Genomic DNA, 12,626 nt, shown 5'->3' with positions numbered 1-12,626 from the left:
TCGCGCTTTTATGTTCAACGGCACAAATTGTGTTCTTTTTGCACTAGGCGTCCGCGACGAACGCCCTATTAATATAAGCGTTGCCTTCGATAAACCTATTCCATGATGAGGAGAGGACTTCTTGATGAGCAGAAATCTAATCGTGATCGCTACCTTGCTTTCCGTCGTCAGCCTGAGCGGCTGCGATACTATCGGCAAAGGCAAGGGTAAGGCCCCACCGCCGGCCGCCGAGACGGCCGAACCGGCGCCGGTCTATAAATAATTTGAGCTTCTGATGAGTGGGGAGGCCAAAACCCTCCCCATATCATTCCAACCGGCTGGACCGGCATTAAAGTTGTGAGCCTTGCCGGGTTGCGATCGTCGGAGTTCAGGAGATAACTCACAGTGATGCCGCTTATGAGAGGTCGACTAACGCTAGTGGTGATGCTCGCGTTTGCGACGGCTGCCTGCCAATCAGAAGATCAGAAGCCCCAACCGCGTTTTGTCTCGAGTAGCAGCGGCGCACCTGCGGTAAGCGCAGGTGTAGCCAGAGAAAGCGGTTATTTTATCGAATTCCGATCCCGTTACGCCCTGAGTTACGGCCACACCTACGTCATTTTCGGCCGTACGAACAAGGCCGGAGGAATGATCGATCCCGAAGTTGCAGGGCTGGCACCGGCAACGCCCAGCCCCACACCCTATGTCATCGGACATTTTCTGCCGGTGCCCGCCGAAACCGGAGCAAGCGACGGTGATCTTGAGGAGGAGTACCGGTCGGCCAGCTGGCGCGTCATGCTGACCGAAGCCGAGTACAACAAGACCGTTGCCTATATCAGGCAGCTTAAGGCCAAATCGCGTTTCTGGCAGGCGTCGGTCTACAACTGCAATGCATTCGTCGCGGACATCGCGCGTTCCATGGGATATAAGACGCCCAGCATCTGGCTTAGACCACAGCAATTCGTTACCAAACTTCGGCAGATGAATGCGGGCTAAAGGCGATCAATCCAGAGCTTTGCGTCCAATCGATCGTAGATCGCAGAAAGGCTCCGGTGACTTGAAGTGATCGTATCGATGGCCGCTTTGGGCAAAATCGTGTGGGTGATCGGCATCATCACCTGGTATTTTATCCGCGTACCGTTCGAACGCCGCGCAAAGCGCGTTCGTGTCGTCAGCAACCGCCGGTCGCCTCTGGACATGTTCGGACTTGCGTCCGGCCTCCTTGGCCTTGCGATCATCCCGGGTTTTTACGTTGCCACCGGAATTCCAGAGGCGGCCGACCATTCCACTGGTGCGTGGGCCGTTGTGTCTGGAACAGCCATCTTTTTCTTTGCCCTGTGGGTTTTTCGCCGGACTCACAAAGAGCTCGGCCGGAACTGGTCGATCACTCTGGAGATTCGTGACAAACACGAACTGATCAGCGGCGGGCCCTATGCCTTCGTTCGCCACCCGATGTACACGTCCTTCATGCTGATGGGCCTCGGTCAAGCCTTGCTGCTGTCCAATTGGGTGGCGGGGTTGGCGGGTTTGCTTGGGTTCGCAGTGCTTTTTTTTCTGAGGGTGGACAAGGAGGAGCGTATGATGTTGGAGATTTTCGGTCCGCAGTACCATGACTACATGCAGAGGACCAAGCGGATCGTCCCTTACATTTACTAGAGGTGACACGATGCGAGGCCGGGCCATCAAGCTTTCGGCGCCACGGCGCCTTGTCTGCGATCTGATGCGGTTTTCGATCGGGGTGCCGCGCGTTACCGTTCAGCGGAAAATGAACCTCGACCCACTGCAAAGAGCCAGAATCGCCCAGATCAGCAGGCCGTCCTGGACCGTGCTGTTCCTCAAGGGATACGCGCTTCTTTGCCGGGAGACGCCCGAGCTCCGGCGCGCCTACGTGAAACTTCCTAGAGCCCAGCTCTATGAATATCCCGAAAGCGTGGCGTCGATCGCCCACGAGCGCGAGCATGACGGTGAGCGGGCGGTCCTGTTGAGCAAGATCAAGTCTCCGGAACGCCTGCCGATCCCGGAACTGGCCACCCTGATCGATGCGGCGCGATCGCGTCCGGTGATGGAGATCAAGGAGTTTAGACGCGCCCTGAAGGTTGCCCGTATGCCTGGGCCGATCCGCTGGCTGCTCATGTGGCTTGGGCTCAATCTGGGGTCACGGCGGGCGCACTATTTCGGCACCTTCCAGCTGTCTGTCTATTCGGGCCTCGGAGCCGAGTCGCTCAACCCGCTGACGCCTCTGACCACACTCCTCAATTACGGCCCAATTTCCGAGAGCGGCTCGGTCACCGTCCGCATCCATTACGACCACCGGGTCATGGATGGAGCCAATGTCGCGCGCGCGCTCGAGCGCTTCGAAGCGATCCTGAACGGTGACGTCGCCGACGAAGTGTTGAACCTTGCTCAAGGCGAAACCGTTCAGGCGCCCCCGTTGTCGCGGAAGACCAAATGATGGCACAGTCCGAAATCCGACCGGCCGTGGTGGTCGCCGGCGCCTCACGGGGTATCGGCAGGGCAATCGCCAAAGTTGCGGCCCGAGAAAAACGCCCGGTCGTGCTGGTCGCACGATCTCACGACGACCTGGCGACATCGGCAAACGAGGTTCGCCAGGCCGGCGGCGAAGCATTCATGCTCGAGCTCGATCTGTTCTCGGCCGACGCGTCAGCGCGTCTGGCGGACTTTCTAACGGCAAACAACCTGTGCTGCGACGTCCTGGTCAACAGCGCCGGCTATGGTTTGCGGGGTGCGGCAACGACACTCCCCATCCAGGATCAGCTGGGGATCATTGACCTCAACATACGCGCCCTCACCGACTTGTCCCTCCATTTCCTGCCGGAAATGGTCGCGCGTGGCCGCGGTGGGGTGCTCAACCTTGGCTCCATTGCCGGCTTCATGCCAGGCCCCAACATGGCGCTGTACTACGCCAGCAAAAGTTTCGTGCGGTCGTTTTCGGAAGCGCTTCACCAAGAGTTGCGCCGCACCGGGGTCACCGTGACATGCGTTGCTCCCGGCCCGGTATCGACCGAATTCCTTCAGCGATCGGGTGCCGACCGCGTGCCGCTTTTCAAGGTGTTGCCGAGGCTCGACGCGGACTACGTCGCCGAGCGCGCTTGGCGCGGGTTCAAGTCGGGGCGACGTCTCGTCGTGCCGGGCCTCTCCGCCAAACTGGCGGCGTTCGCAGCCGCGTGGCTGCCGTCCGCAATCATGTTGCCGCTGATCGGCCGACTGCAACGACGTAGCAATGACCCTTGCCCTTGCGGCTCCGGCATCAAGTTCAAACATTGCTGCGGCGCGCATCCGCGACCTGGTGGCTGACCGCGAACCGACACGGGAAACCGCTGATCGATTTTGCCGCTATCGCCGGCTTTGAAACTCGCTGACGAGATAGCACCTGGTTTCGTCAGGTCCCCACTACGGTTGCGGATCCTCCGGCCCCGCAAGAGGCCCATCGAACTCACTCGAAACCGTCAGCAACCTATCCTGCAGCACCTGCGCATTCTGCGAGAACCACGTCGCCGACGTGTTCTGCAACGGCCAACGAGCAGCTTCCATCGCCGACCTCAGGTCCGAACCGAGCCGGTACCTGACACATAGGAATGGGTATGCGGAAGTGGAGGGAAACACTACAATCGCCGTTCATCGCAAGGCGTCAAAACAAGCACGGACCGGGTCTAAGGCTATGCACAAGTACATCGTCACCGTTACGGAAGAAATCGAGGCCGATACCGCCGAGGAAGCGGCTTTGCTCATGTATGAGGAACTGACAAGGCGACCGCCGCCATTGCGCTATTCGGTCACCGATGAGGCGAAGACCATCGCCACCCTCACGCTGGATCGGGAAAAGGCAGACGAGTTCGCCATTGTCGACCACACTGCCGACCCTGGAAACTGGTAATATCTATTCATAGCCGCTCACGCGCATGAGCTTATTGGCATGGTGGCCACAGAATACTGTTGCCGTCGAGCAACAGTATTCTCGCCGATCAATGCAATTCGAAATTGCGTCTTGCGGAAAGAACACTCTCATGCGAGGTTATATTGTCGGCAACCCACATTGGAGGAGGCGTGAGATGACATATACTCTCTTGAACATGCGCACCCCTGGTGGATTCGTTGCTGTGCTCGGGATGCATCGGGCATCCTGCGTTGACCCATCGGGTTCACAAAGCGCCTAAACGCTGAGCGTCAACGGCTCGGCATTTCCCAACTGACCTAACGTTACCGGCCCACGGCGCGCACATTTGCGTCTAAGCCCAAATCAACATTTAGAGGACCCGATCGCGTCGCAGCGTCGGGATGAACACATGCGTGAAACATCATTTCCGGTCGTCGGCACCCTGCCGGCAGCCCTCGACGAACTGTGCCGCACGTTCGGCATCTGGAAAACGACCATCGGCCTCGTTCGGGCAGCCTGGCGGCAGCACAGACTGATCAACCAGACGACCGGTCTCTCCAACCGGATGCGCCGCGATATCGGGCTTCCCGAAACCGGAGAACCGCCCGACGATCCCTGGATCGCTGTATGGGCATCGCCTCGGTGGGCTCCGGCCGTTCGGATCAACTGAGGTGAAAGCACAACCGTCAAGCCCGTCGGGAAGAGACGGTTGTGCCGCCATTGCAGCACGGGCACGACGCCAGTCGTGCCCGTGACCTGCTCGATACGCAGCGACGGAGACAACCGCCGAAGGCGGCGTCAAACTCTGCGTCTTCTGTTTCCGGCCATCCCAACGACGTGGGAAGCCGGGTTGCCGATCGGCCGCGCAGGTTGACGGCTGCAAATTGCGGAGCAGAACCTGGTTGGGATAACACCGCGTTCGCGGCCAATTACCTGATGAGTCATTGCCTTGGGCGTCGATATGGCGAACTTATTTGCCAACCGGCCCGCCGACAGATGTTTGGCGGCGGAGCTGTACTCCCGTGGAAGAATGAAGGGCAGAAATGAACCAGGCGCTCGCACTCATCGCAATTGTTGTCCGCGACTATGACGAAGCGATTGATTTCTATGTAAACAAGCTGGGTTTCGCTCTGGTCGAGGACACCTATCAACCTGAGCAGGACAAGCGTTGGGTCGTCGTCAAGCCTGTTGGCGACGGCAACACCTCCTTGCTTCTCGCACGCGCGTCTACTGCCCATCAGGAAAGCTACGTCGGCGACCAGGCGGGTGGACGGGTCTTTCTCTTCCTGCGCACGGACGACTTCTGGCGCGACTACAACAATCTGGTGAAGCGAGGCGTTGAATTCGCACGGGAACCCAAGGAAGCGTCCTACGGTATCGTCGCGGTCTTCAAGGATCTCTATGGCAATCTCTGGGATCTTGTGCAGTTTACCGATGGCAGGGCCTGAGGACGCTAGTCTTTCAGAGGCCTCGACAGCGCCGGCAGCCGTTGTCGTTCTTCTTCACGCTGGCCATTGTTCCTGTACCGCGTCCGCTGTCTGCGCCCGCGGAGCAATTGGCACCCACGCCGATTCCACCTGGCTGCCGCTCTTTCCCGCCCGGACGTCGCCCGGTGATTTACGGCTCAAATCGGACCTAAGCTGGTGGACTTGACTCACATATAGCTCGGCGGTTATTGATTTAATCCATAGCCAACGAGTTATTGAATTGTGACGCCGCAGCCCCACGAGATTCTGTTCAAAACGCTTGCCGATCCGACGCGACGGGCGATTTTCGAGCGGCTATGCCGCGACGGCGACCAGACGGTCGGGGCGCTGACGGCTCACGCCGGGATCTCGCAACCGGCCGTTTCCAAACATCTCGGGGTCCTGAAGCGCGCCGGCCTGGTGCAAGATCGGCACGAAGGTCGCCTGACGCACTATAGCGCGCAGCTCGGCGCGCTTGACCCGCTGATCGGCTGGGCAAACCAGATGGCCGGGTTCTGGCAACATCGCTTCGACGACCTCGAAGATCTGCTCAAAAGGATGGATCAATGATCGAAACGTCAACCGAAACGCTCACCGTCGTCGTCGAACGGGAAGTGCCCTATCCGGCGGAGAAGATCTGGCGGGCTCTCACCCAACCGCATCTGATCGAGGAATGGCTGATGAAGAACGATTTCCGGCCGGATCGGGGGCACCGTTTCAATCTCACTGCCGACTGGGGCGCTGTCGACTGTCAGGTGCAGGCGGTCGAACCCAAAAAATCGCTGTCCTACACGTGGGATACCAAGGACCTGAAGAGCGTCGTCACCTGGACGCTCACCCCGACGGGTGCAGGGACACGCCTGCGCATGGAACAGTCGGGATTCCGGCCAGATCAGCAGCCGTATTACCGCGGTGCGACGGCCGGGTGGCCGAGATTCCTTTCGGCCCTTGAACAGGTTTTGGAGCGGCTAGACTGAAGATCAACCCCACGTTTCAAGTCCACGCCGCACGGATCGCCGATCCGTTCCGGCCGGTATTTTGAGGAGATACCCATGAACTGGAACAACTGGATTCGTCAAATTCACCGCTGGACGTCTCTTGTCTTCGCGGTGGTTGTCGCCGCCATCTTCATAGCCTTGGGAATAGGCAAGCAACCTGTCGAATGGGTCTATTTCCTGCCGCTGTTTCCGCTTGCCATCCTGGTTCCCACCGGTCTCTACATGTTCGTGCTGCCATATCTCGGCGAGCGGCACACCGCCGGATAGGAGCGTCTCGCCAACCCACCGCGCCCCTTAAGGTTTCGTTAAGCATAGCTTGAACGTGTCGATCGGATGGACTTGGGGACACGCACGGCTTCACCTAAGTACACGCTCCTCACCCGATGCTGGGTGATTTGATGGAGTGACATGATGTCAATGGAAAATGAGGCTGCCGCGCAAGCGCTGGCCCTCGATCGATCGGTCAGCGATGCCGAAATAAACATCGCCATCTCCCATGCGCAGAACGCCATCGAAGCCGCGGGCGAGACACAGTCCCCGGGACTGCGCCGCGCGATGCAGGTCAAGGATGCACTCGAGGGCGCGCTGCGGATCCGCGGCAGGGCCACCGGCCAGTGAACCGATGAACTCCGCAGGTTCGATGATTGTCGGTCAGTGCAACATCACTGCGCGCGCCCGATAAACCTCGCACCGTCAAACAGGATTTACGATGCAACTGATGTCCATGCCGGCTGTTGCCGGCATATCCTTGGGCGTTGCGATCGCCACAATCGTCTCCCGAAAGCACCGTGGAAAACCAGCCGGCGAAAGGATGCTCGTCTTCCTCGGAAGCTTTCTCGCGACGCTTCTCGTGCTGTTCGTTCTCAATTTCGCGATCTTCTGCTTGCAGCAGCCTTAAAGCGCGCCGCGATCTCCAGGATTCGCTTGCTGCGCTTTAAGCTCTTGCTTTTGCGCATGTCGTGATCGCAAAAACGCTGCACGCTTTTGCGCGACACGCCTTGACCCGTGTCCGGGCGAAGCTTCCGATGTGTTCCAGTTACGCAACCGCCCGCAACGCCGGATCGGGGATAGGCACCGCGGCCATCAATGCCCGGGTGTAAGCGTCCTTCGGATCTTCGAACACGGCCCGGCGTGTGCCCATCTCGACGATGCGGCCCGCACGCATCACGGCGACGTGGTGCGACATGCGCTCGATCACGGCCATGTCGTGCGAGACGAAGAGGTATGCGAGCCCCATCGTCTCCTGCAGTTCCAGCATCAGGTCCAGCACGCGGGCGCGCACCGACACGTCGAGCGCGGCAACGCTTTCGTCGGCGACGATCAGTTTCGGGTTCACGGCAAGTGCCCGGGCAATGCAGATGCGCTGGCGCTGGCCGCCGGAAAATTCGTGCGGATAGCGGCTGGCGGCATCCGGCCCGAGCCCGACGCGCCGCAGGAGATCGGCAACCCGGTCTTCCCGCTCGCCCCTGTTGCCGATACCGTGGATGATGAGCGGCTCGGCGATTGCCGCGCCCACTGCCATCCGAGGATCGAGCGAGGCATAGGGATCTTGAAAAATCATCTGCGCCGAGCGCCGGACCGGCCGCATCTGGCGCTGACCTAGCGGGCCGATGTTGCAACCGTCGACAAGCACCTCACCGCTGAATGGCACGAGGCCGAGCACCGCCTTGCCGGTTGTCGACTTGCCCGATCCGCTTTCGCCGACGAGCCCCAATGTCTGGCCCGGCAGGATCTCGAAGGACACATCGCTGACAGCCGCCTGACCCGAATTGCCCTTCGAAAACCAGCTTGCCTTCTTGCCATAATGGACTTCGAGGCCGCGGACCGCCAACACGGGGCTTGTCGCTTTCTCGGCGGTAACCATGGGTTCCGCCCCCACACGCGGTGGGGCATCCGTGCCGGCATGGGCGCCAAGCCTCGGCACCGCTGCCAGAAGCTCACGGGTGTAGGGTGCCCGTGGCGCCTGGAAGATCGGCAGCACCCCGCCCTGCTCGACGACCCGTCCCTGCTGCATGATGACAACGCGGTCGGCCATCTGCGCCACCACGCCCATGTCATGGGTGATGAGAATGATCGAGGCGCCGAATTCCTGCTTCAGCTCCTTCATCAGCTTCAGGATCTGCGCCTGCACCGTGACGTCAAGCGCCGTCGTTGGTTCGTCAGCGATCAATACTTTCGGTCGGCAGGACAGTGCCATGGCGATCATCACGCGCTGGCGCATGCCGCCGGAGAGTTCGTGCGGATATTGGGCCAAACGCCGTCCCGGCTCGGTGATGTGCACGGCATCGAGCATGCGCAGCGCCACGGCCTCGGCCGAAACACCTTCCGATCCCTGGTGTTCGCGGATCGCCTCGGTCAGCTGCGCGCCGATCGACATGACAGGATTGAGCGATGTCATCGGCTCCTGAAACACCATGGCGACATCGCCACCGCGCACGCTGCGCATCGCGGCGTTCGAAAGACGCGAAAGCTCGCGCCCTTCGAGCTGGATGCTGCCGGAAGCGATGCGCAGCGAGGCATTTGGCAACAGCCCCATGATTGCCAGCGACGTCACGGACTTTCCCGATCCGCTCTCGCCGGCAATACACAGCGTCTCGCCGAGCTTCAGGTCGAAACTGACCTCGTCGAGCACACGTTTGGCGCCTTCGGGCGTTCTTGCATCGACACACAGCCTGTCGACACTGAGAACCGGCGGGAATGCGAATTGGGATGGTGTCACGAAAAGACGATCCTCGGGAAGTAGAACGACACGACCCAGTTCGGGGCGTCGACGATCTCGCTGATCCTGAGATCGCCGCAGACCGAGCAGAGCAGATAGGCGTCGACCGGGCTCAAGCCGTGCTCGGCACCGAGCAGGTCGATCATCCGCATCAGGCTTTCGCGCGCACCGGTCATCAGATCGGGGCCGATGCCGGTGGTGACCTCGTAGCCGGCACCGTCGAGATGGCGCGTCACCGGTTCGCGCGTGGTGAAACGCGGGCTCTGCAGGCGCGCATCCTTGACCAGCTCGATGGTCGCCTCGACTTCCATCTGGCTCTCGATGGCGGTGCCGCAGACTTCGCCGTCGCCTTGTGCCGCGTGGGTATCGCCGATCGAAAACAGCGCACCCTCGACCTCGACAGGCAGATAGAGCGTGACGCCTGATGTCAGGTCGCGAATATCGAGGTTGCCGCCGACGCGACGCGGCGGCACGACGGAATGAAGGCCGGGTTCGGCGGGGGCCACGCCGATCGTGCCGGCAAAGGGCTTCAACGGGACACGTCCGCCGGGGCCATAAAGCGAGGGCGCCATGGTGCTGGCGTCATAGGACCACATGTGCAATGCCGGCTCGGTGAACTGATCGGCAAGCAGTCCGAAGCCCGGAATGTTGGCGGTCCAGCCGACGCCCGAGGGAATGAAGCGGCGGATCGTCACCTTGAGCGCGTCGCCGGGTGCAGCACCTTCGACATAGACGGGGCCTGTCACCGGATTGATCCTGTCGAAATCGAGTGCTGCCAGTGTCTCGAGCGTCGATCCCGCACCCAATTGTCCGCCCGACGAATCCAGGCACTCGAAATGAATGGTCTCGCCCGGCTTGGCGATCAATGTCGGTTCAAAGTCGCGGTTCCAGCCGAAATGGTGTTTGGCGCGGTGGATGGTATGGGTGCAGGCAACGCACATTTTCTTCTCCCCAGATGATTTGGGGCTCTCCGGATACAAGCCCCGGAGAGCCCAAGGGCTTATTGCTTCACGTAGATCGCGTCGTAGTTGATGACCCGGGTCGGATCGACGTAGATCTCCCCCGCACCGCCCATGCGCGGCGACTTGGCAACGACGCGGCGCTCATTGGTCACCGGCACCCAGGGCGCGTCCGCCATGATGTCGGTGAAGATCTTGCCCCATGCCGCCTGGCGCTCGGCAGCCTTGGCCGGATCCGACATGGAATCGGCAGCGACGGCACGGGCGTCGAGATCTTCATTGCAGTACCAGGACCAGTTCCAACCGCCCTGGACCGCACCCGAGCAACCGAGGATCGGACCGTAGAAATTGGACGGATCCGGGAAGTCGGCGATCCAGGCCATGCCGCCGGACCAGATCATCGGCGCTTCGCCTTCGGTGCCGCCAGCGGCGATGACATTGGCCTGGGCCAGCGCGCGAACCTCCGCCTTGATGCCGACCGCTGCCAGATCCTGCTGGATCGCCTGGGCGATGCGCGGCTGCGGATCGGTGTTGGTGGAATAGAGAATTGTCTCGAACCCATCGGGATGACCGGCCTCGGCCAGCAGCGCCTTGGCTTTCTCCACGTCGAAGGCGTAGCCGGTGAAACCCTTGTCGTAGCCCGGCATCAGTGGCGGCAGCGGCTGGTTGGCCGACGTCGCCCGGCCATTGAGGATGCGGGTGATGCGCTCCTTGTTGATCGCCATGTTGACCGCCTGGCGCACCTTGACGTCGTCGAAGGGCTTTACCTTGGTGTTGAGCGTCAGATAGCCGGTGTGCAACTGCTGGCCGTCGACGATGATCTCGGCGCCTTCCGGCGAATTCTTGATTTCGAGGAACTTTGCCGGCGGAATGCCGTCGCCGGCAATATCGACCTCGCCCTTCTGCAGCCGCAGCAATGCAACCAGCGGCTCCTGGCCGACCTCGACCGTGAACTTGTCGATACGCGGCATATCCTTGATGAAGTAATCCGGATTGCGCTCGAAGGTCAGGCTCTGACCGACGGTCCAATCCCTAAGGATGAAGGTGCCCGAGCCGACGGGTTTCTTGCCGAAATTGCCCGCAGCAGCCTCGACCGCTTCCTTCGGCACGACGGAAGCGAAGTTGACGGCAAGAACATGCAGGAAGGTCGCATCGGGACGAGACAGATGGAAGACGACTGTCGAGGCATCAGGCGCCTCGATGCCCTCGAGCGTCGTCGTCTTGCCGCCGGTCAGATCGTCAAATCCCTTGATCGCACCGAAGAAGCCAGCCCCCGGCCCTTGCGTCTTCGGATCGACCGCGCGCTCGATCGAGTACTTCACATCCGCGGCAACGATCTCGCGGCCGTTGGTGAACTTCGCGCCCTTGCGAAGCTTGAACGAGTAGGTCAGGCCATCGGGCGCGACCTCGTAGCTTTCGGCAAGCGACGGGACCAGCTCCGTGGTGCCGGGCGTATAGTCCATCAGGCGTGAAAACAGGCTCTTGATCATAGACCAATTGACCCAGTCGTAACCGATGGCCGGATCGAGTGTGGCGATGTCGTCCTTGTAGGTGATGACGATCTCGCCGCCCTGTTTCGGCGCGTCCTGCGCGAAAGCAGGCAAAGGCGCAAGAAGCAGCGCCGTCGCGACGGTTGAGTTTCGAAGCCAGCGTTTGAACATTTTTGTTCCCCTTTTTGGTTGCCGTACGGTTTAGCGGGCGCGAATGCGCGGATCGACGAGCGGCGCAAGAATGTCGGCAATGAGATTGCCGAGCACGATCGCGAGCGCCGAGACGAGCGTCACCCCCATGATGATTGGAATGTCGACCTGCTGGATCGCCTGCCAGGCGAGCTGGCCGATACCGGGCCAGCCATAGACGGCCTCGACGACGACGACGCCGCTCATGAACTGGCCGATATCGATACCGATCATGGCGATGATCGGCAGCAGCGCGTTGGGCAGCGCATGGCGAAAGACGATGCGGGCCGACGACAGGCCCTTTGCCCGGGCGGTGCGGACATAATCCTGGTTGAGCACGTCGATCATCGCCGAGCGCACCATGCGCGCATACCAGCCGGCACCGAGGACCCCGAGCGTCAGGGCGGGCAGCACCACATGGGCCGGCGTGCCGAAGCCGCTCATCGGGAACCAGGCGAGCGTCACTGCGAAAACGTAGAGCAGCAGCAGTGCCGCCACGAACTGCGGTGCAGAAACGCCGACGAAGGAGGCCATCATGACGAAGCGATCGACGAAGCCGCCACGGCGCACGGCGGCCAGCACGCCGAGAAATACGCCGAGCACGACCTCGACGGCAATTCCGGCCGCCATCAGGATCAGCGTTGCCGGCAGCCGCGCGGCAATCAGCGCGCCGACATCGGTCTTCTGCGCGTAGGACCGGCCGAGGTCGCCCTGAAACAGGCCTTGCAGGTAATTCCAGAACTGAGCGAGCAGGGGCTGGTCGAGGCCGAGTTCGCGCCGGATGTTGGCCACCGTCTGCGCTGTGGCGCTGCGCCCGGCGATCATGCGGGCGGGGTCGGCCGGAAGCGCATAGAGCAGCAGAAAGGTGATGACTGCCACGCCGAGAAGGATCAGCGCGGTCTGCACCAGACGGCGAAGGAGCAGGAAAACCATG

At 61.1% G+C, this 12,626-nt stretch carries 17 protein-coding genes; 13 read left to right on the top strand and 4 right to left on the bottom strand.

What is annotated here, in order from left to right; all coding sequences use genetic code 11:
• The first annotated feature begins 124 nt into the window (after positions 1-124).
• The 13 genes from BC363_RS31360 to BC363_RS35255 all read left to right on the top strand — a co-directional run bounded on the left by BC363_RS31360 (position 125) and on the right by BC363_RS35255 (position 7,233).
• On the top strand, positions 125-262 hold the full coding sequence (locus BC363_RS31360) for an ABC transporter (protein ID WP_065785176.1): 138 nt from the start codon (positions 125-127) through the stop codon (positions 260-262).
• 125 nt (positions 263-387) lie between these two features.
• Positions 388-972, top strand: a complete 585-nt coding sequence (locus BC363_RS31355; RefSeq protein ID WP_065785175.1) for a hypothetical protein — start codon at positions 388-390, stop codon at positions 970-972.
• Positions 973-1,050: 78 nt separating this feature from the next.
• Positions 1,051-1,632: a protein-S-isoprenylcysteine O-methyltransferase gene (locus BC363_RS31350; RefSeq protein WP_065785174.1), complete on the top strand. Its 582-nt coding sequence runs from the start codon at positions 1,051-1,053 to the stop codon at positions 1,630-1,632.
• Between the two features lie 10 nt (positions 1,633-1,642).
• On the top strand, positions 1,643-2,428 hold the full coding sequence (locus BC363_RS31345) for a hypothetical protein (protein WP_065785173.1): 786 nt from the start codon (positions 1,643-1,645) through the stop codon (positions 2,426-2,428).
• Entirely contained in the window at positions 2,425-3,291 is an 867-nt protein-coding gene (locus tag BC363_RS31340) for an SDR family NAD(P)-dependent oxidoreductase (protein WP_065785172.1), read from the top strand. The genes BC363_RS31345 and BC363_RS31340 overlap by 4 nt, the downstream gene beginning before the upstream one ends.
• 364 nt (positions 3,292-3,655) lie before the next feature.
• Positions 3,656-3,871, top strand: coding sequence for a hypothetical protein (locus BC363_RS31335; protein ID WP_065785171.1), 216 nt, complete (start codon positions 3,656-3,658; stop codon positions 3,869-3,871).
• A 409-nt stretch (positions 3,872-4,280) separates the two neighbouring features.
• The gene (locus tag BC363_RS31330) at positions 4,281-4,541 is read left to right on the top strand and encodes a hypothetical protein (RefSeq protein WP_065785170.1); all 261 of its coding nucleotides are present in this window, start codon (positions 4,281-4,283) and stop codon (positions 4,539-4,541) included.
• A gap of 373 nt (positions 4,542-4,914) precedes the next feature.
• The gene (locus BC363_RS31325) at positions 4,915-5,319 is read left to right on the top strand and encodes a VOC family protein (protein ID WP_065785169.1); all 405 of its coding nucleotides are present in this window, start codon (positions 4,915-4,917) and stop codon (positions 5,317-5,319) included.
• A 261-nt stretch (positions 5,320-5,580) separates the two neighbouring features.
• Positions 5,581-5,907: a metalloregulator ArsR/SmtB family transcription factor gene (locus tag BC363_RS31320; RefSeq protein ID WP_065785168.1), complete on the top strand. Its 327-nt coding sequence runs from the start codon at positions 5,581-5,583 to the stop codon at positions 5,905-5,907.
• A complete protein-coding gene (locus tag BC363_RS31315; RefSeq protein WP_065785167.1) occupies positions 5,904-6,314 on the top strand; it encodes an SRPBCC domain-containing protein in 411 nt (136 codons plus the stop codon). Before BC363_RS31320 ends, BC363_RS31315 begins: the two co-directional genes overlap by 4 nt.
• A 75-nt stretch (positions 6,315-6,389) precedes the next feature.
• Positions 6,390-6,602 carry a hypothetical protein gene (locus tag BC363_RS31310; protein WP_065785166.1) on the top strand — a complete coding sequence of 71 codons (213 nt, stop codon included), beginning with the start codon at positions 6,390-6,392 and terminating at the stop codon, positions 6,600-6,602.
• 144 nt (positions 6,603-6,746) lie between these two features.
• Positions 6,747-6,953 (top strand): hypothetical protein, encoded by a 207-nt coding sequence (locus tag BC363_RS31305; protein ID WP_139110117.1) that lies wholly within the window; start codon positions 6,747-6,749, stop codon positions 6,951-6,953.
• A 91-nt stretch (positions 6,954-7,044) separates the two neighbouring features.
• Complete coding sequence (locus BC363_RS35255; RefSeq protein WP_065785164.1) at positions 7,045-7,233, top strand: hypothetical protein; 189 nt, start codon at positions 7,045-7,047, stop codon at positions 7,231-7,233.
• A gap of 138 nt (positions 7,234-7,371) precedes the next feature.
• On the opposite strand, the gene BC363_RS31295 is transcribed toward BC363_RS35255, so the two are convergent.
• Genes BC363_RS31295 through BC363_RS31280 form a run of 4 tightly spaced genes read right to left on the bottom strand, consistent with a single transcriptional unit; the run spans position 7,372 to position 12,625 of the window.
• On the bottom strand, positions 7,372-9,054 hold the full coding sequence (locus BC363_RS31295) for an ABC transporter ATP-binding protein (RefSeq protein ID WP_065785163.1): 1,683 nt from the start codon (positions 9,052-9,054) through the stop codon (positions 7,372-7,374).
• Entirely contained in the window at positions 9,051-9,995 is a 945-nt protein-coding gene (locus BC363_RS31290) for an acetamidase/formamidase family protein (protein WP_065785162.1), read from the bottom strand. Before BC363_RS31290 ends, BC363_RS31295 begins: the two co-directional genes overlap by 4 nt.
• A gap of 59 nt (positions 9,996-10,054) precedes the next feature.
• Entirely contained in the window at positions 10,055-11,674 is a 1,620-nt protein-coding gene (locus BC363_RS31285) for an ABC transporter substrate-binding protein (protein WP_065785161.1), read from the bottom strand.
• Between the two features lie 30 nt (positions 11,675-11,704).
• Positions 11,705-12,625, bottom strand: coding sequence for an ABC transporter permease (locus tag BC363_RS31280; RefSeq protein ID WP_065785160.1), 921 nt, complete (start codon positions 12,623-12,625; stop codon positions 11,705-11,707).
• Position 12,626 lies beyond the last annotated feature (1 nt).

Origin of the sequence: Ensifer sp. LC384 (assembly GCF_001695865.1) — a bacterium.
GTDB lineage: Bacteria > Pseudomonadota > Alphaproteobacteria > Rhizobiales > Rhizobiaceae > Ensifer.
This window is presented reverse-complemented; position numbering and strand designations above follow the sequence as displayed.